At 34.6% G+C, this 16,794-nt stretch carries 12 protein-coding genes and 4 pseudogenes; 10 read left to right on the forward strand and 6 right to left on the reverse strand.

All coding sequences use genetic code 11. From position 1 onward, the window contains the following. Window positions 1-129 precede the first annotated feature (129 nt). A complete protein-coding gene (locus ACZZZA_RS14160) occupies window positions 130-795 on the reverse strand; it encodes a porin family protein (protein WP_463432812.1) in 666 nt (221 codons plus the stop codon). 92 nt (window positions 796-887) lie between these two features. Next, a pseudogene (locus ACZZZA_RS14165) lies at window positions 888-1,845 on the reverse strand (PhoH family protein). A 126-nt stretch (window positions 1,846-1,971) separates the two neighbouring features. On the opposite strand from ACZZZA_RS14165, the gene ACZZZA_RS14170 reads away from it, so the two are divergent. The 7 genes and pseudogenes from ACZZZA_RS14170 to ACZZZA_RS14200 all read left to right on the forward strand — a co-directional run bounded on the left by ACZZZA_RS14170 (window position 1,972) and on the right by ACZZZA_RS14200 (window position 8,910). Then, entirely contained in the window at window positions 1,972-2,799 is an 828-nt protein-coding gene (locus ACZZZA_RS14170) for an SAM hydrolase/SAM-dependent halogenase family protein (protein ID WP_463432814.1), read from the forward strand. 63 nt (window positions 2,800-2,862) lie between these two features. Then, window positions 2,863-4,182 (forward strand): dihydrolipoamide acetyltransferase family protein, encoded by a 1,320-nt coding sequence (locus ACZZZA_RS14175; protein WP_463432816.1) that lies wholly within the window; start codon window positions 2,863-2,865, stop codon window positions 4,180-4,182. 217 nt (window positions 4,183-4,399) lie between these two features. Continuing rightward, window positions 4,400-5,756 (forward strand): annotated as a pseudogene (locus ACZZZA_RS14180) (chloride channel protein). A 308-nt stretch (window positions 5,757-6,064) separates the two neighbouring features. After that, window positions 6,065-6,406: a 30S ribosomal protein S6 gene (gene rpsF / locus ACZZZA_RS14185; RefSeq protein ID WP_264750155.1), complete on the forward strand. Its 342-nt coding sequence runs from the start codon at window positions 6,065-6,067 to the stop codon at window positions 6,404-6,406. A gap of 31 nt (window positions 6,407-6,437) precedes the next feature. Beyond that, window positions 6,438-6,740 carry a 30S ribosomal protein S18 gene (gene rpsR / locus ACZZZA_RS14190; protein WP_034757623.1) on the forward strand — a complete coding sequence of 101 codons (303 nt, stop codon included), beginning with the start codon at window positions 6,438-6,440 and terminating at the stop codon, window positions 6,738-6,740. A 179-nt stretch (window positions 6,741-6,919) separates the two neighbouring features. Next, on the forward strand, window positions 6,920-7,438 hold the full coding sequence (gene rplI, locus ACZZZA_RS14195) for a 50S ribosomal protein L9 (RefSeq protein WP_463432821.1): 519 nt from the start codon (window positions 6,920-6,922) through the stop codon (window positions 7,436-7,438). 111 nt (window positions 7,439-7,549) lie between these two features. Then, window positions 7,550-8,910: pseudogene (locus tag ACZZZA_RS14200) on the forward strand (aldehyde dehydrogenase). 34 nt (window positions 8,911-8,944) lie between these two features. Here the strand turns inward: ACZZZA_RS14200 and ACZZZA_RS14205 are convergent. Further along, on the reverse strand, window positions 8,945-9,529 hold the full coding sequence (locus ACZZZA_RS14205; protein ID WP_463432823.1) for a thioredoxin family protein: 585 nt from the start codon (window positions 9,527-9,529) through the stop codon (window positions 8,945-8,947). A 160-nt stretch (window positions 9,530-9,689) separates the two neighbouring features. On the opposite strand from ACZZZA_RS14205, the gene ACZZZA_RS14210 reads away from it, so the two are divergent. The 3 genes from ACZZZA_RS14210 (at window position 9,690) to ACZZZA_RS14220 (ending at window position 12,180) form a co-directional block, all read left to right on the forward strand. Continuing rightward, on the forward strand, window positions 9,690-10,574 hold the full coding sequence (locus tag ACZZZA_RS14210; protein WP_463432825.1) for a lysophospholipid acyltransferase family protein: 885 nt from the start codon (window positions 9,690-9,692) through the stop codon (window positions 10,572-10,574). 6 nt (window positions 10,575-10,580) lie between these two features. After that, window positions 10,581-11,564, forward strand: coding sequence for a glycosyltransferase family 2 protein (locus ACZZZA_RS14215; protein WP_463432827.1), 984 nt, complete (start codon window positions 10,581-10,583; stop codon window positions 11,562-11,564). 61 nt (window positions 11,565-11,625) lie between these two features. Then, entirely contained in the window at window positions 11,626-12,180 is a 555-nt protein-coding gene (locus tag ACZZZA_RS14220) for a 3'-5' exonuclease (protein ID WP_463432829.1), read from the forward strand. Between the two features lie 35 nt (window positions 12,181-12,215). Here the strand turns inward: ACZZZA_RS14220 and apaG are convergent, their stop codons facing one another. The 3 genes and pseudogenes from apaG to ACZZZA_RS14235 all read right to left on the reverse strand — a co-directional run bounded on the left by apaG (window position 12,216) and on the right by ACZZZA_RS14235 (window position 16,791). Further along, complete coding sequence (gene apaG / locus ACZZZA_RS14225) at window positions 12,216-12,602, reverse strand: Co2+/Mg2+ efflux protein ApaG (protein ID WP_463432831.1); 387 nt, start codon at window positions 12,600-12,602, stop codon at window positions 12,216-12,218. Between the two features lie 80 nt (window positions 12,603-12,682). Continuing rightward, window positions 12,683-13,933, reverse strand: a complete 1,251-nt coding sequence (odhB, locus tag ACZZZA_RS14230; protein WP_463432833.1) for a 2-oxoglutarate dehydrogenase complex dihydrolipoyllysine-residue succinyltransferase — start codon at window positions 13,931-13,933, stop codon at window positions 12,683-12,685. Between the two features lie 40 nt (window positions 13,934-13,973). Then, window positions 13,974-16,791 (reverse strand): annotated as a pseudogene (locus ACZZZA_RS14235) (2-oxoglutarate dehydrogenase E1 component). Between the last annotated feature and the right edge of the window lie 3 nt (window positions 16,792-16,794).

Here is a 16,794-nt window from a genome sequence, read left to right on the forward strand (position 1 = left end):
TTTTAATTTAATTAAAGTTTGATTATCGAAATTTCCACTTCTACAGCAAACGCAATGCCGCAAGATACCACATCATAAAAAAAGCAGGACAATATGCCCTGCTCTATATTAATTTTTAAAGTTTATATTCTAGTTTCCACCAAATTTAAAACCTACGCCAACTTGTAAAAAGCTATTTTTAGCAGTTTCATTAAATTCTGGATTTTTAGCCAGATTAGAAACTCCCAAGTTATATCTTGCATCAAAGAATAAACCATTTTCAAGCATATATTCTGCGCCGATAAAAGGAGCTATATTTAATGTGTTTGTCTGATTTTTGATATCTGTTTCATTATCTGCACCAATTTCCAAACCAGGAATATTAAAACCTGCATCAAATACGGTCTCTTGTTTAGCTGAAAGAATTACTCCAAAACTTGCACCTGCAGAAACAGATAGATTTTCAGTTATAAAATACTTTGCTGAAACAGGGATTAACAACGTACCTAATTTAGTTTTTGTTTTTAGATTAAAAAAAGTATCCGGATTATCTTCATCCTCTTCTTTCATTACATATTTTCCTCCTAGTGGTGAGTACAACACCTCCCCTTGAATACCAAATTTATCGCTGATTTTATATTCTACCAAACCTCCAACATAAAAAGTATGTACAGGATCACCACTTTCTGATCCTAAATCACTCTCATACTTAATAGTTGACATAGAATATCCGGCTTTTGCACCAAATCTAACTTCTTGAGCTTTCACAGTAATTCCCATTAAGATCACTGAAGCAACCAATAATAATTTTTTCATAGTTTAAAGTTTTAACAAATTTTAAGAGTCCAAATATATCACTTTTTATAGATTGACCAAATATTTTGAAAAAAAAACTAAACCAAAAAAAATTATTCTCTTGCCTTTTTGTCTTCTTCGTTGTACGCCAGGATGATTTTCTTTACAACCGGGTGTCTCACTACATCTTCCTCGGTTAAATAAACGAAACCAATTTCTTTCACATCTTTCAGAATTCTCATGGCTTCTTTTAAACCGGAATGCTGTTTTGGGGGCAAATCAATTTGTGTAGGATCTCCTGTGATAATAAATTTAGCATTCATTCCCATTCTTGTCAGAAACATTTTCATTTGGGCATGAGTGGTATTTTGAGCTTCATCCAAAATCACAAAAGCATCATCTAGCGTTCTTCCTCTCATAAATGCGAGTGGGGCAACTTCAATGATTTTCTTTTCCATAAAACCTTCCAGTTTCTCATGAGGAATCATATCACGAAGTGCATCATATAAGGGTTGTAAATACGGGTCAAGCTTTTCTTTAAGATCTCCCGGCAAAAACCCAAGACTTTCTCCTGCTTCCACAGCAGGTCTTGTTAACACAATTCTCTTAACTTCTTTATCTCTCAATGCTCTTGCAGCCAAGGCAACACTGGTATAAGTTTTCCCTGTTCCTGCAGTGACCGATGGCAAAAACCATGTCTTTTTTCTCGGTTTCTTTGACGAGTTTTTTGAGATTGGTTGTCTTTGCTTTAATTATTTTGCCGTTGACACCTTTCACAATAATGTCCTGATCAAACACAAAATGTTTTTCATTCTCATCTTTCAGGTTGAGGAAGTTTTCAACATCTTTAAGTCCTATAGAATTGTTTTTTGAAATAAATGAGACAATATCGTCCAGTTTTAGTTTAAATATATCAAGAGCCTCCTGATTACCCATCGCAAAAATATGATGATCTCTTCCTGTAATTTTAAGGGTTGGAAAGCTGGATTTTATTAAATTGAAATATTGGTTGTTAACTCCGTAAAAGTTTTTTGAATCAATACCTTCTAAATCATACGTTAATTCAAACATGCAAATATTTTTATTATTAGATTTTAAATTTAAAAGTTTTTTTTCAGATTTATATCAAATTCTTATCCACAATATTTAATTCTTTCCTTTTATTTTAGATAAATTTGCAGCTGTATTAGATTATTCATGTCAATTATTACCCTCACCTCAGATTTCGGACGTTTAGATTACAGAGTTTCGGCTATGAAAGGGAAAATCATGTCATTAAACCCTGAAGTCAACAGCATAGATATCAGCCATGATATTCAGGCATATAACCTTATTCAGACATCATATATTGTAAGAAATGCATATCGGTATTTTCCGAAAGGAACGATTCACATTGTAGCTGTTGACAGTTTTTATCACAAGTCTAGAAAAAATATTTTATATAAAGCAGATGGCTCGTATTTTTTAGCAGCCGATAATGGATTACTGAGTTTGGTTTTTTTTGACATTAAACCTGAAGCCATTTACGAAATCACCCTTAACAATAGATTCGATGATGTTGTCAATTTCACTTCGACTGATGTTTTTGTTCCCGTTGCAGTTCATTTGGCAAACGGTGGACTTCCGGAAGTAATTGGGAGAAAAATTGATGACGTAAAGCAGCTTTTATTTCCAAAACCAGTTTATAACGAGCCAGAAAAGATGATCATTGGCGAAGTAATGTACATTGATAATTTCGGAAACATAATCTCAAATATCAGTCAGGAATTCTTTGAAACTTTAGCAAAAGGTTTCGAAAAATTCACCATAAAGTTCAGAAATTTGAGTTTATCGAAAATCTACTCAAGCCATACCGAAGTAGTCGCAGATTGGGACAGAGAAACCGAATATCACGGGCAATCGGCAGCTATTTTCAACGACAGTCAACAACTGGAACTCACCATTTACAAGGGCAGTAAGAAGAACGGTGCAAAAACCCTTTTCGGATTAAATGTCGGTGAAAATATTTACATAGAATTTTTCTAAAATTATCTATTTCATAAAAAAACCGATTTTTTTTATATATTTGTCAAAATCTAAAATTAGAAAATGGCAGAATACAAATTATTGCTTCCTTCTATGGGTGAAGGCGTGATGGAAGCTACTATTATCACATGGTTATTCAATGAAGGTGATCATGTAAAAGAAGATGATTCGGTAGTAGAAATTGCAACAGACAAGGTAGATTCGGATGTACCAACACCGGTTTCGGGGAAAATTGTAAAAATCTTAAAACAGAAAGACGAAGTTGCAAAAATAGGTGAAGCCATCGCCATTTTAGAAATTGAAGGAGAAGGCGCAAGTACAGCATCTGAAGAAGTTACAACAGAAACTTCAGCTCCCGATGCAGATACCATTAAAGCGATTGAAGAGCCTTTAAATCCAACAGCAACCTCTCATGTAGAATTTTCTGGAGACCTTTATTTATCTCCACTTGTAAAATCTATTGCTCAGCAGGAAAACATTTCTGAAACTGAACTGAAAACCATTAAAGGTAGCGGTTTAGAAGGAAGAATTACGAAAGAAGATATTTTATCTCACGTTTCCAACAGAGGAAACCAGCCTCAGCAAGCCGTTCAGCAACAAGCAGCTCCTGTTCAGACAGCTACTGCTCCACCAGCTGCAACTTCAGCCCCGGCTTCTACAATTTCTGTAGCTGCAGGTGACGAAATCATTCCTATGGACAGAATGAGAAAAATCATCGCTGAAAACATGGTGAAAGCAAAACATATTGCTCCACACGTAACCTCTTTTATCGAAACAGACGTAACCAACGTTGTAAAATGGAGAGCTAAGAACAAAGATATGTTCGAAAAACGTGAAGGTGAAAAACTAACCTTCATGCCGATTTTCGTGAAAGCGATTGTAAAAGCTATTCAGGATTTCCCGATGATCAATGTTTCTATCAATGGTGACAATATCATCAAAAAGAAAAACATCAACATCGGTATGGCAACTGCTTTACCAGATGGAAATCTTATCGTTCCTGTAATCAAAAATGCTGACCAGTTATCACTTTCAGGTTTAGCAAAAGCGATCAACGATTTGGCTTACAGAGCGAGAAACAAAAAATTAAGACCAGAAGACACTCAGGGAGCAACTTATACAATTTCTAACGTAGGAAGTTTTGGAAACTTAATGGGAACTCCTATCATTCCTCAACCACAGGTTGCCATTATGGCAATTGGAGCGATCGTTAAAAAACCTGCAGTTCTTGAAACAAAAGACGGAGATGTAATTGCAATTCGTCAGTTGATGTTCATGTCTCACTCTTACGATCACAGAGTTGTAGACGGTTCTTTAGGTGGAATGATGCTTAAACACGTTCACGATTATCTTCAGAACTGGGATTTGAACACTGAGATATAAGCAATGAATAATTGGTAATGAGTAATTGCCAATACTTTTAAATATAACCTTCGATTTTTTTTTCGGGGGTTTTTTTGTGCATTTTCTTTCATTTAAACTTCATATTTAAAATTAATTCAGAAAATTTTAAACTGAAGTTATTATGAATTTCAAAATTAATTTATCAAAATCACTATTAAAATTTTAATATTCGTAAAAATTAAATTAAATTTGGAGTATGCGTAGAATAATCATCTACTTCCGAACAAGTCTTAAAAAATCTTTCGACAACATCCGAAACGAACATCTGAAACATAATCTGCTTCAGGCAATACCCTTTTGGATCGGTTCGGTGATTACAGGCTTTTTTGCAGTGATGTATGCGAAAATATTTGCCTGGGGTGAAAATTTATTGCATTTCATTCTCAACTGGCACGACTGGATGATTTTCATCATCGCTCCTATAGGTTTTGTTTTATCTTGGTGGCTGGTCAAAGAATTTGCACCGTACGCAAAAGGCAGCGGAATTCCTCAGGTGATGGCAGCAGTAGAACTGGCAAATCCGAAAGAGCATAAAAAAATACGCAGTCTTTTAAGCTTAAAAATCATTGTTTTTAAAATTATATCATCCGTAGTTTTAGTCATTGGCGGTGGCGCAGTGGGGCGTGAAGCTGCCTACGATACAAATTGCCGGTTCAATCTTCAGAAAGGTCAATGAGTATCTTCCGGAATGGTGGCCAAAAATTTCAAAGAAAAACATGATTATGACGGGTGCAGCAGCAGGATTGGCAGCAGCATTTAACACACCTCTCGGCGGAATTGTATTTGCCGTTGAAGAACTTTCAAAAACGCATATTAATTACTTTAAAACCGCACTTTTTACGGCGGTAATTATTGCAGGTTTAACGGCACAAACTTTAGCAGGTTCCTATTTATATTTAGGTTATCCGAAAACAAATGACGTTTCATTGATGGTCATGTTTCCGATTATTTTGGTTGGAGGAGTTGCAGGAATTCTAGCAAGCCAGCTTTCTGTAACCATGCTGAAAATGAATGACTGGAAAAAAAGAAAACTGAAAACCGATAAAGCTAACGTGTTATTTCTTATCGGTTGTGCTTTACTAATCGCTTGTATATCTTTTTTTATCAGTCGTGAAATATTAGGTTCAGGAAAAGAAATCATGGAGCGTGTACTTTTCACTCAGGATAAGCATGAAGATTGGTATGTTCCGATATTAAGAATGCTTGGTCCTGCATTATCGTTCACCTCTGGTGGTGCAGGTGGAATTTTCGCTCCGGCTTTAACGGCGGGAGCAAGTATTGGTTCGGTAATATCAGGAGCAATCCATTTAACACCAAACGAAACCAACGTCGTTATTCTTGCAGGAATGGTTGCTTTTTTAACCGGAATAACGAGAGCTCCGTTTACATCAGCAATTATTGTTCTGGAAATGACTGACAGACATTCTCTTATTTTTCATCTGATGTTGGCGGGTATGGTTTCTTCGATATTATCGATTTTGGTCAGTAGACATTCTTTGTACGATGTTTTGAAAATGAATTTTCTTACAGAAATCAGAAATAAGGAAGAGTAAAGAATATTTTGAATTTAATAAACTTCCGACAGATCTCTCAAATTTTCAAAAATAAAAATTGAAAATTAATTTACTTAAATTTATTACTATCACAATTACTAGAATTTAAAAGATCTGTGAAAATCTGTGTGATCTGCGGGGCAGAAAATCACTTTATAATTCATTTTATCTTCAGAACATGATTTCAAACGTATTTTTTTGGTCGTTTAAATCAAATTAAATTCATCATATAAACGCTGGCTTATTGTGTATTATAAATATAATTCATATTTTTGCACCTCGAAATAATTAACAAATTCATTTACATTATGAACAATTACGAAACTGTTTTCATTTTAACTCCCGTTCTATCTGATGCTCAGGTGGAGGAAGCAGTGAAAAAATTTGAAGATCTTATCAAAGAAAAAAACTGTGAGATTGTCACTAGAGAAAATTGGGGATTGAAGAAATTAGCTTATCCTATTCAATTAAAAAAGAATGGATTCTACACTTTAATCGAGTTTAAAGGTGAAGGAACTGTAGTTGCTGACTTAGAATTGGCATTCAAACGTGACGAAAGAGTAATTCGTTACCTTACTACAAAACTAGACAAGCATGCTGTAGAGTACGCTGTAACTAGAAGAACTAAACTTAAAGCTTCAAGAGCTTAATTACTAACCCAAATTTAAAAAAGACAAAGACATGGCAATAGATGATATGGCTAAACAAGCCTCTGCTGGAGGTGAATCTGAAGTAAAATTTCTTACTCCACTTGACATCAATACAAAAACTGATAAAAAGTACTGTAGATTCAAAAAATTCGGAATCAAGCATGTTGATTACAAAGACGCTGATTTCTTATTACAGTTCGTTAATGAGCAAGGTAAAATTTTACCAAGAAGATACACCGGTACTTCTTTAAAATACCAAAGAAAAGTTTCTTCGGCAATCAAAAGAGCAAGACACCTTGCAATGATGCCTTATGTAGCTGACTTATTAAAATAAGAAAAAGAAACAAGAGAAAAGAGAAAAGATTTTCCGTCTTTTTCTCTTTTTTTAAGTTGCTGAATAAATAATTAATTCTAACGATTTTTAGATTGAAGAAAAGAAATAATTTTTAAGACAAACGTCTTTCTTCTTTTTTCTTTTTTCTTTTCTCTAAAACTAAAAAACGGACAACAACAATGGAAATTATCCTTAAAAAAGACGTAGAAAATTTAGGTCTTGAATTCGATACAGTAAATGTAAAGCCAGGTTACGCAAGAAACTTCTTGTTACCTCAAGGTATTGCTCTTTTGGCTACACCTAAAAACAAAGCTACTTTGGAAGCTACTTTGGAAGCTAGAAAAGAAGAAGAAGCAAAATTGATCGCTGCTGCTAATGCAAAAGTAGATCAGTTGAAGAAAACTTCTATCACAATTCCTACAAAAGTAGGTTCTGGTGATAAATTATTCGGATCTATCAATAATGCAGATCTTTCTGCTGCTCTTGCTAAAGCAGGTGTTGAAGTAGATAAGAAATATATCAAAATCCCAGGAAACACGATTAAGAGAACTGGTAAAGTAACTGCAATTATCAGATTACACAGAAATGTTGAATACAATTTTGAATTTGACATTGTATCTGATGCACCTCCTGCACCTGCGGCTCCTAAACCGGCTCCAAAAGCTAAAGTAGAAGAAACTCCTGCTGAAGAAGCTTAAGACTTTCAGAGATTTTCTCTAATATACAGACCACTTCGTAAGGAGTGGTTTTTTTGTATATTGACTTTGGCATATTTTTTAGCACACTCTGTTACCAATAAATTATAAAGAATGAATCACCAAGATATACTCTACTCTCAAAGGGAATTTTTTAAAACTCAAAAAACCAAGAACATAAAATTCAGAACAATGTATCTTGAGAAACTAAGAGATTTAATTATTGAAAATGAAAATTTATTGTATGAAGCAATTGATAAAGATTTTAGAAAATCGCAATTTGAAACGTATGTTACAGAGATTTCATTTGTTTTAAAAGATATTGGTTATTATTTAAAAAATTTAAAGTCACTTTCAAGACCGAAGAAAGTTACCACCAATTTATCCAATCAGATTGCGACCAGTAAAATCTATCCTGAACCTCTTGGCTGCACTTTAGTCATTGGAGCATGGAATTACCCATATCAGTTATCGTTATCGCCTTTAATCGCATCAATAGCTGCCGGAAACTGCTGTATCTTAAAACCCAGTGAAATTGCCGAAAACACAATGAAAGCAATGGCAAAAATCATCAATGAAAATTTTCCTTCAGAATATATTCACGTTTTTGAAGGAGGAATTGATGAAACTACCGAAATTTTAAAATTAAAATTCGACAAAATATTTTTTACCGGAAGTACTAAAGTTGGTAAAATTGTTTACAAAGCAGCTGCAGAGCATTTGACACCTGTCACACTAGAACTCGGTGGAAAATCTCCTGTGATCGTTACAAAAGATGCAAATATTGAAGTTGCCGCTAAAAGAATCGTTTGGGGGAAATTTCTAAATGCCGGACAAACATGCGTTGCTCCAGATTATATTTTGGTTGAAGAATCTGTAAGAGAACAGTTTTTAGAAATGCTTAGAAAATATATCACAGAATTTAAATATGAGACAAATTCTGAGCAATACACAAGAATTATCAATAAGAAAAATTTCGAGAGATTGACACAATTAATCGACACGCAGAAAGTATATTTTGGAGGAAATTTCAATGAAGATCATCTTCATATTGAACCCACTATTTTAAATAATGTGAGCTGGGAAGATGATATCATGCAGGAAGAAATTTTGGGCCTATATTGCCAGTAATTTCATTTACCAGTTTCCATCACGCATTGAATTCAGTTTTAGAACTAGAAAAACCTTTATCAGCATATATTTTCACGAGCAATGATGAAGAAAAAAATCTTTTTACACAGAAATTATCATTTGGCGGAGGCTGTATCAATGATGTAGTGATGCATTTAGGAAACGACAATCTTCCGTTTGGAGGAGTCGGAAATTCAGGGATGGGAAGTTATCATGGGAAATTTGGCTTTGAAACTTTTTCGCATCAAAAAGCTGTTCTTGACCGGGCAACTTGGGGAGAACCAGATTTGAAATATCCACCTTATTCTGATAATAAAATAAAATGGATTAAGAAACTTTTATAAAAAATAAAAACCGAGAAATTTCTCGGTTTTTTTATTATGATTTTGTAGTCCAGGTATTGAAAAATTCTTTTACTTTTTCAAGGCTGTATCCTTTTCCTTCTTCCAAAACATCACTTTGCTGTACATGGATCATTTTTCCATTCTGATCTAAAACAATGAATACAGGATAACCAAATTTGTCACCGGGATTTCCATATTTCTCGAAAACTTTTTCGTTTTTATTATCCGGAGAATAATTTAAATGATAATAAACATAATTGTCATCCACCAATTTTTTCAACTCTGGAGTGGTCTGCACATATTGGTTGAATCTTAAACACCAGATGCACCAGTTTCCTCCGGCCTGGATCATGATGTTTTTCTTTTCTTTTTTAGCTTGTGAAACTAATTTTTCAATATCACTTTCTGCGTTCGCTTTGGGATCATAAGGTTTAGGCAATTTGGCTTTCTCCTCGGCAGATTTTTTCTTGGCTTCAAGTTCTGCATGTTCAGTTTTTACAATCAAAGCTTTACTGTCTGAGTTTTTAACCTCTGATGAAGCTTTTATATTTTGGGCAAATGCTAAGCTTCCGAAGGTAAAAAAAGCCAATATTGCTGTATTTTTTGAGATCTTTTTCATGTGTAGATTATAATTGTTTAAGGTAATATGTAACTGCGTAATATGAATTGATATTTGTACTTCAAATCATGGCGATTCCATCCTATAAAATTAAAAAAATAATACTTATTTGTAGCAAATATAAAACCATAATTTTATTATTCCTAAATTTGTAGACTTTATGAATTTTCTGATTAAAATACTTTACCTCATTTCAAAAATGCCGCTAAAAATATTATATATTTTTTCGGACATCATTTTCTTCTTAAACTATTATTTTGTCGGGTATCGAAAAAAAATCATCACTCAGAATCTTAAAAATTCTTTCCCAGAAAAGTCATTCGAAGAAATTGCAGAAATAAGAAAAAACTTTTACAGGAATTTTTCTGATTATCTGGTAGAAACTATAAAATCTTTCACCCTTTCAGAAACTGAGACTAAAGTGCGGATGCAGCATATCAACCAGCATTTATTTAAAGAAGCTAAAGATGAGGGCAAGAATATTATTTTGCTTGCGGGTCACGTTTTCAATTGGGAATGGATGAATACATTAGCCACTATAGTTCCTCAGACTCACTGTCATCCGGTTTACAGAAAAGTAAACAGCACTTTTTGGGAAGACCAGATGAAAAAGGTAAGAAGTAAATTTGGAAACACCGCTTTGGAAGCCAACGAGGTGATTATGAATATTTTGAGAAATAAAAACAATGGGGATGCTATTTATCTGTTTGTTGCTGATCAGACGCCCCATTCATCACACGTCAATTACGGATTAGAATTTCTGAATCAGAGAACACCGGCTTTTATAGGATATGATAAATTGGCAACAAGGATGGATCTGGTTTTTATTTATTCTGAAATGAAAAAAGTAAAACGAGGTCACTATCAGATCAATTATCATAGAATTCAACCTGAAGGCGAGAAATTTGTAACGAATGAAGTAGTCAAAAAATTCCACCAGTTATTAGAAAATACCATCAAAAAAAGACCTGATAATTATCTTTGGTCACACAGAAAATGGAAATATCAGGATTCTATCAAAACTTTTGATTCTGAAAAATTATAATTATCAATGTCAGAAAATTTAGCTATTGTCATCCTCAATTGGAACGGTAAAAACTGGTTGGAGAAATTTCTTCCATCGGTAATCAATCATTCTCAAAATGCTGAAATTTACGTCATAGATAATTTTTCTGATGATGATTCTGTAGATTTTATTAAAACTAAATTTCCTACAGTAAAAATCGTTGTAAATGATAAAAACTATGGTTTTGCAGGTGGGTACAACGAAGGTTTAAAAAAAATAAATGCAGAATATTATTGTCTGTTAAATTCTGATGTAGAAGTCACTGTAAATTGGATTGATCCTGTTTTAAATTTATTTAAATTGAATGGTCAGATTGCAGCTGTACAGCCAAAGATTTTATCCTATTCAAATAAGAATTATTTCGAATTTGCAGGAGCCGGAGGTGGTTTGATCGATAATTTAGGCTACCCATATTGCAGAGGAAGAATTTTTGACAGTGTAGAAAAAGATGAAGGACAGTATGATGATGAAGTTGAAATTTTCTGGGCTTCAGGATGCTGTTTTTTTATCAGATCTAAAGATTTTTGGGTGCAAAATGGCTTTGATGCAAGATTTTTTGCGCATCAGGAAGAAATAGATTTATGTTGGAGATTGATCAATTCTGGCAGAAAAATATATTACACCGGAAAATCGAAAATCTATCATGTTGGCGGCGGAACTTTAAATAAACAAAGTCCGCAAAAGACGTTCCTCAACATCAGAAATAATCTTTCGATGATGCTTAAAAATCTGCCTTTTCCCGAGCTAATCTGGATCTTATTTTCCAGAATGATTTTAGACGGAGCTGCTGCTTTTTATTTTGCTTATAAAAATGGTTTCTCTCATCTTTGGGCAGTTTTAAGAGGACATATGGGTTTTTATATGCAGATTCCGGGAACTCTGAAACTTCGTCAAAAAAATCAGTTCAAAAAGTATTATCAAACTGAATGGCTGATTTTTAAACATTTTTTAGGTGGTAAAAGAAATTAGATTTTCATTTTATTAGAATATTCAAGATTAAAACATTTAACAACAAACTTTAAGCATTTAAATGGATTTCTGCGCAATAGATTTTGAAACGGCTACTCACGAAAGACATTCAGCTTGCGAATTAGGAATTTGTGTTGTAGAAAATTCACAGATTGTTTCTACCAAAACATGGCTGATAAAACCTCCGAGTTTTCCTTATTTTAATCAGAGAAATATTGATGTACACGGTATTTTACCCAGTGATGTGAAAGATGCTCCTACTTTTGATGATATTTGGTACGAAGTACAGGAAATGATGTATGGCACTTTAATGATTGCTCATAATGCCAGTTTTGATGCGGGAGTTTTGAGAAGCTGTCTTGATTACTACGGAATGTTTAAACCAAATTTAAATTATCTCTGTAGTATTCAGGTTGCTAAAAAATCATGGAATTATCTGCCAAAATATGGTTTGAAAAACTTAGCCGAACATCATCAGATTAAATTTAACCACCACAGAGCCGGCGATGATGCAGAAGCCTGTGCAAAAATTGCTTTGTTAGGTTTTGAAAGATTATTGATTACAAGAAATGAAGAAATTCATGAAAGTTTTCAAGCAAAACTGAAAAAACTGTAATGACTTGCTTCAATTAAATTTATATATTTTCTAAATCAATTGATCAAAACTGCAGAAAGCAGATTAAATTTAGGAATATCAATTTCGAAATTATCATTTGTTTCTTCATTTCGAACGAGATATTTCCCGCTCATATTTCCAACTCCGGAACGCAGCATGACATTTGAAAAATAGGCAAACTGTTCATTGGGCTGTACATCCGGAGTAAGACCTATTACACCGTCTCCTACCACTTCAGTAAATCCGAACCCTACATCGAAGATGAGCCATTTTCTTTTAAGAATTTTTATTGTAAAATCTCCTTCATTTTCTATGACAATATTATACTTAAAAACAAATCTGTTTTCAGAGGGATAAGAATTTTTGCTATCATATTCAGGCGTTACAGAAACCTTAATATTCGAAGTAATTTTTGTATACATTTTTTGCATTTTATTGTCTTATACAAAAATCTCGCCTTTTTTTGGAAGGCGAGATTTTATATTTCTATTGATCTGATCAATTATAGTTCTAAACCTTTTTTCTCATCACCTCCAAGCAAGAACTCAACAGGATTGTCGATACCTTCTTTTACAGCAACCAAGAATCCTACAGATTCTTTTCCGTCAATAATTCTGTGGTCATAAGACATCGCAACATACATCATTGGACGAATTACAACTTGTCCGTCAACCGCAACTGGTCTTTGGATGATATTGTGCATTCCCAGGATTGCAGATTGTGGCGGGTTGATAATCGGTGTAGACAACATTGATCCGAAAGTACCACCGTTTGTAATCGTAAACGTACCACCCGTCATTTCGTCAACCGTAATTTTACCGTCTCTTACTTTTACTGCAAGATCTTTGATGTTAGCTTCCACACCTTTGAAAGACATGTTTTCAGCATTTCTCAATACGGGAACCATCAATCCTTTAGGACCTGAAACCGCAATTGAAATATCACAGAAATCGTAATTAATTTTGAAATCTCCGTCGATAGATGCATTTACATCCGGATATAATTTAAGCGCTCTGGTAACCGCTTTCGTAAAGAAAGACATGAAACCAAGTCCAACTCCGTGTTTCTGAGCAAATTCTTCTTTATACTGTTTTCTCAATCTGAAAATTTCAGACATATCAACTTCGTTGAAAGTCGTCAACATTGCAGTTTCGTTCTTTACAGAAACCAATCTCTGAGCGATCTTTCTTCTAAGAACTGAAAGTTTAGTCGTTGTAGTAGATCTTGCACCTGTAGCTGTTAATGAACTTCCGCCCATTGCAGGAACAGCAGCTAATTCAGCATCAGATTTAGAAATTCTTCCGTCTCTACCAGATCCTGAAACCTGAGCAGCATCAATTCCTTTTTCGTCAAGAATTTTTTTAGCAGCAGGAGATGGAGAACCAGTTGCATAAGATTGAGGAGCAGCAGGAGCAGGTTTTGGAGCTTCTTCTTTTACAGGTTCAGCAGCTTTCGGTGCTTCTTCCTGTTTTGGAGCTTCAGTTGCCGGCGCAGCACCACCTTCCGGTTTTGCAGCATCCACATCAATTAAACAAACTACCTGACCTACCTGTACCACATCACCTTCTTCAGCTTTCAAAGTAATGATTCCACTTTGTTCTGCAGGCAATTCAAGAGTTGCTTTGTCTGAATCTACTTCAGCAATAGGTTGATCTTTTTCTACGTAATCACCATCTTTTACAAGCCAAGTTGCAATTTCAACTTCTGTAATTGATTCGCCCGGTGAAGGAACTTTCATTTCTAAAATTGACATATTGAGTATTTTTTATTTTTTAATTGGATATTATTTTATATTAAGCAGTAACAGGTCTTTTAGCCGGAGCATCATCTCTGTCAAAAACTCTGTTGATCACCAGGTTTTGGTTTTTCTCAAACATTTTGTGACTTCCAGGAGCCGGAGCACCACTTGCAACCGGAGAAATTACCTGAATTCCTGTATCTCTGAAATTTCTTAAAATGTAAGACCAAGCTCCCATGTTTTCCGGTTCTTCCTGAGCCCAAACGATTGATTTTTTGTTTGCGTATTTTGCAAAAACAGCTTCGATAGCGTCATTTTGAAGAGGATATAACTGTTCAAATCTCACCAAAGCAACATTTTCACAATTCAATTCTTCTTTTTTAGATAATAATTCGAAATATAATTTACCTGAACACAATACTAATTTTTCCACTTTCGCAGGATCTGCAGTCGGATCATCTAAGATAGGCTGGAATCCTTTGTTTGAGAAATCTTCAAGCGGAGAAACCACTTTTGGATGTCTTAACAATGATTTCGGACTCATCACAATCAAAGGCTTTCTGAATGTCCATTTCAGCTGTCTTCTCAACAAGTGGAAATAGTTAGCTGGTGAAGTACAATTTGCAACCACCATATTTTCATTGGCGCAAAGTGTAAGGAATCTTTCTAATCTCGCTGAAGAATGTTCTGCTCCCTGTCCTTCCGAACCGTGAGGCAATAACATCACCAAACCATCCTGAATCTTCCATTTTTCTTCTGCAGCTGCTAAATATTGATCAACGATAATCTGAGCTCCATTTACAAAATCTCCGAACTGAGCTTCCCAAACCGTCAATGTATTTGGAGATGCCATCGCATAACCATAATCAAAGCCTAAAACTCCATATTCAGAAAGGTGAGAATTGTAAATGTCAAATCTGCTTTCTGAAACTTCTTTTAAAGGAACATATTCTTCTTCTGTATCTTCAGTTTTTACAACGGCGTGTCTGTGGGAGAAAGTTCCTCTTTCAACATCTTCACCAGAAATTCTGATGTTGTGACCTTCCACTAGAAGTGTAGCATAGGCCAACCACTCACCTAAAGCCCAATCAAGAGAATTTCCTTCAATAGCTTTGATTCTGTTTTCAAAGAGTCTCGTGATTTTATTTAAGAATTTTTTATCCGCAGGAAGTGTCGACATTTTGAGTGCCAATTCTTTCAGCTTATTTAAGTCGTATGAAGTATCAACAGCATTCTGAACAACTCCTCTTTTTGCGATAGGGAAATTCGTCCAGTCATCTGCCATGAAAATATCCATCACATTTTTCTCGATTTCCTTAGAAGCGTCAAAATCTTTATCTAAAAGTGCTTTGAATTCAGTTTCCATTTTTTTAAGAACATCATCAGAAACTACATTTTCCTGAATCAATTTCTCTTTATAAATTTCTCTTGGATTTTGATGCTTTGAAATTAATTTATACAAATTAGGCTGCGTAAATCGTGGCTCATCACCTTCGTTATGACCATACTTTCTGTATCCTAATAAATCAATATAAACATCTTTACCGAACTTAGCTCTGAAATCAGCAGCAAAATGAATCGCATGCACTACAGCTTCTGCGTCATCTGCATTTACATGCATTACTGGCGATTCTGTTACTTTAGCAATATCCGTACAATATGTAGAAGATCTTGCATCAGCATAGTTGGTAGTAAATGAAACCTGGTTGTTAACAACGATATGAACCGTTCCACCTGTTTTATAACCTTCTAAAGTCATCATCTGAGCTACTTCATAAGCAATACCCTGACCTGCCAACGCACCGTCACCGTGGATAACTATCGGTAAAATTTTAGTGTAATCTCCTTTATATTTGTCATCAATTTTAGCACGGCAAATACCTTCTACCAAAGCTGAAACGGTTTCTAAGTGTGACGGGTTCGGAGTAAGGTTAATTGCAACTTCTTCTCCAGACGCAGTTTTTATTTTTTTTGATGACCCTAAGTGATATTTTACATCACCTGAAAATACATCTTCTTCAAATTCTTTTCCTTCAAATTCTGAGAAAATCTGTTTGTAAGATTTTCCGAAAATATTGGTTAAAACATTCAATCTTCCTCTGTGAGCCATCCCCAGAACAACCTCATCAACTCCCAATTGTGAAGATCTTGAGATCAACTGATCCAAAGCAGGAATCAAAGATTCACCACCTTCTAATGAAAATCTTTTCTGACCTACAAATTTTGTGTGAAGGTAGTTTTCAAATGCTACTGCCTGATTTAATTTAAGTAAAATCTCAGTTTTTTCATTTGCAGAAAGACTTGGGTGGTTTTCGTTCACCTGAAGCCACTGCTTGATATAATCTTTTTCCTGAACGTTATTGATGTACGTATATTCTACACCAATGGAGTCACAGTAGATATTTTCAAGATGAGTAATCAACTCTTGAAGCGTTGCACGGACCTTTCATTCCTGTTTCAACAGCACAGTTGAATTTTGTATTCAGATCCGATTTGTCCAGACCAAAATTTTCTAGATCTAAAGTTGGCGTATAATGCCTTCTTTCGCGGACAGGGTTGGTTTTAGTAAATAAGTGGCCTCTCGTTCTGTAAGCTTCGATAAGATTTACCACCTTAAATTCTTTTTTGATGTGCTCCGGAACTTCACCATTGGCTGCTGCCTGAGAAATTTGCTGAACTGCAGGTGCAGAATTTACAGAATTCTGAACAACCTGAATGCTGTCGTCATCACTGTAGTTCTCCAACGCAAAATCAAAGCCTTGAAAAAAGGCTTTCCATGATGGTTCTAAAGAATCCGGATATTTTAAGTATTGTTGGTATAAATCCTCAATTAACTGAGAATGAGCTGCGTTTAGGAATGAAAATCTGTCCATTAT

Source organism: Chryseobacterium sp. AC405b, from assembly GCF_979258685.1.

Excerpts from the sequence above, each read along its gene's own strand:
- ACZZZA_RS14160 (WP_463432812.1), bottom strand. The coding sequence starts at position 795 with ATGAAAAAATTATTATTGGTTGCTTCAGTGATCTTAATGGGAATTACT.
- ACZZZA_RS14170 (WP_463432814.1), top strand. The coding sequence starts at position 1,972 with ATGTCAATTATTACCCTCACCTCAGATTTCGGACGTTTAGATTACAGA.
- ACZZZA_RS14175 (WP_463432816.1), top strand. The coding sequence starts at position 2,863 with ATGGCAGAATACAAATTATTGCTTCCTTCTATGGGTGAAGGCGTGATG.
- rpsF (WP_264750155.1), top strand. The coding sequence starts at position 6,065 with ATGAACAATTACGAAACTGTTTTCATTTTAACTCCCGTTCTATCTGAT.
- rpsR (WP_034757623.1), top strand. The coding sequence starts at position 6,438 with ATGGCAATAGATGATATGGCTAAACAAGCCTCTGCTGGAGGTGAATCT.
- rplI (WP_463432821.1), top strand. The coding sequence starts at position 6,920 with ATGGAAATTATCCTTAAAAAAGACGTAGAAAATTTAGGTCTTGAATTC.
- ACZZZA_RS14205 (WP_463432823.1), bottom strand. The coding sequence starts at position 9,529 with ATGAAAAAGATCTCAAAAAATACAGCAATATTGGCTTTTTTTACCTTC.
- ACZZZA_RS14210 (WP_463432825.1), top strand. The coding sequence starts at position 9,690 with ATGAATTTTCTGATTAAAATACTTTACCTCATTTCAAAAATGCCGCTA.
- ACZZZA_RS14215 (WP_463432827.1), top strand. The coding sequence starts at position 10,581 with ATGTCAGAAAATTTAGCTATTGTCATCCTCAATTGGAACGGTAAAAAC.
- ACZZZA_RS14220 (WP_463432829.1), top strand. The coding sequence starts at position 11,626 with ATGGATTTCTGCGCAATAGATTTTGAAACGGCTACTCACGAAAGACAT.
- apaG (WP_463432831.1), bottom strand. The coding sequence starts at position 12,602 with ATGTATACAAAAATTACTTCGAATATTAAGGTTTCTGTAACGCCTGAA.
- odhB (WP_463432833.1), bottom strand. The coding sequence starts at position 13,933 with ATGTCAATTTTAGAAATGAAAGTTCCTTCACCGGGCGAATCAATTACA.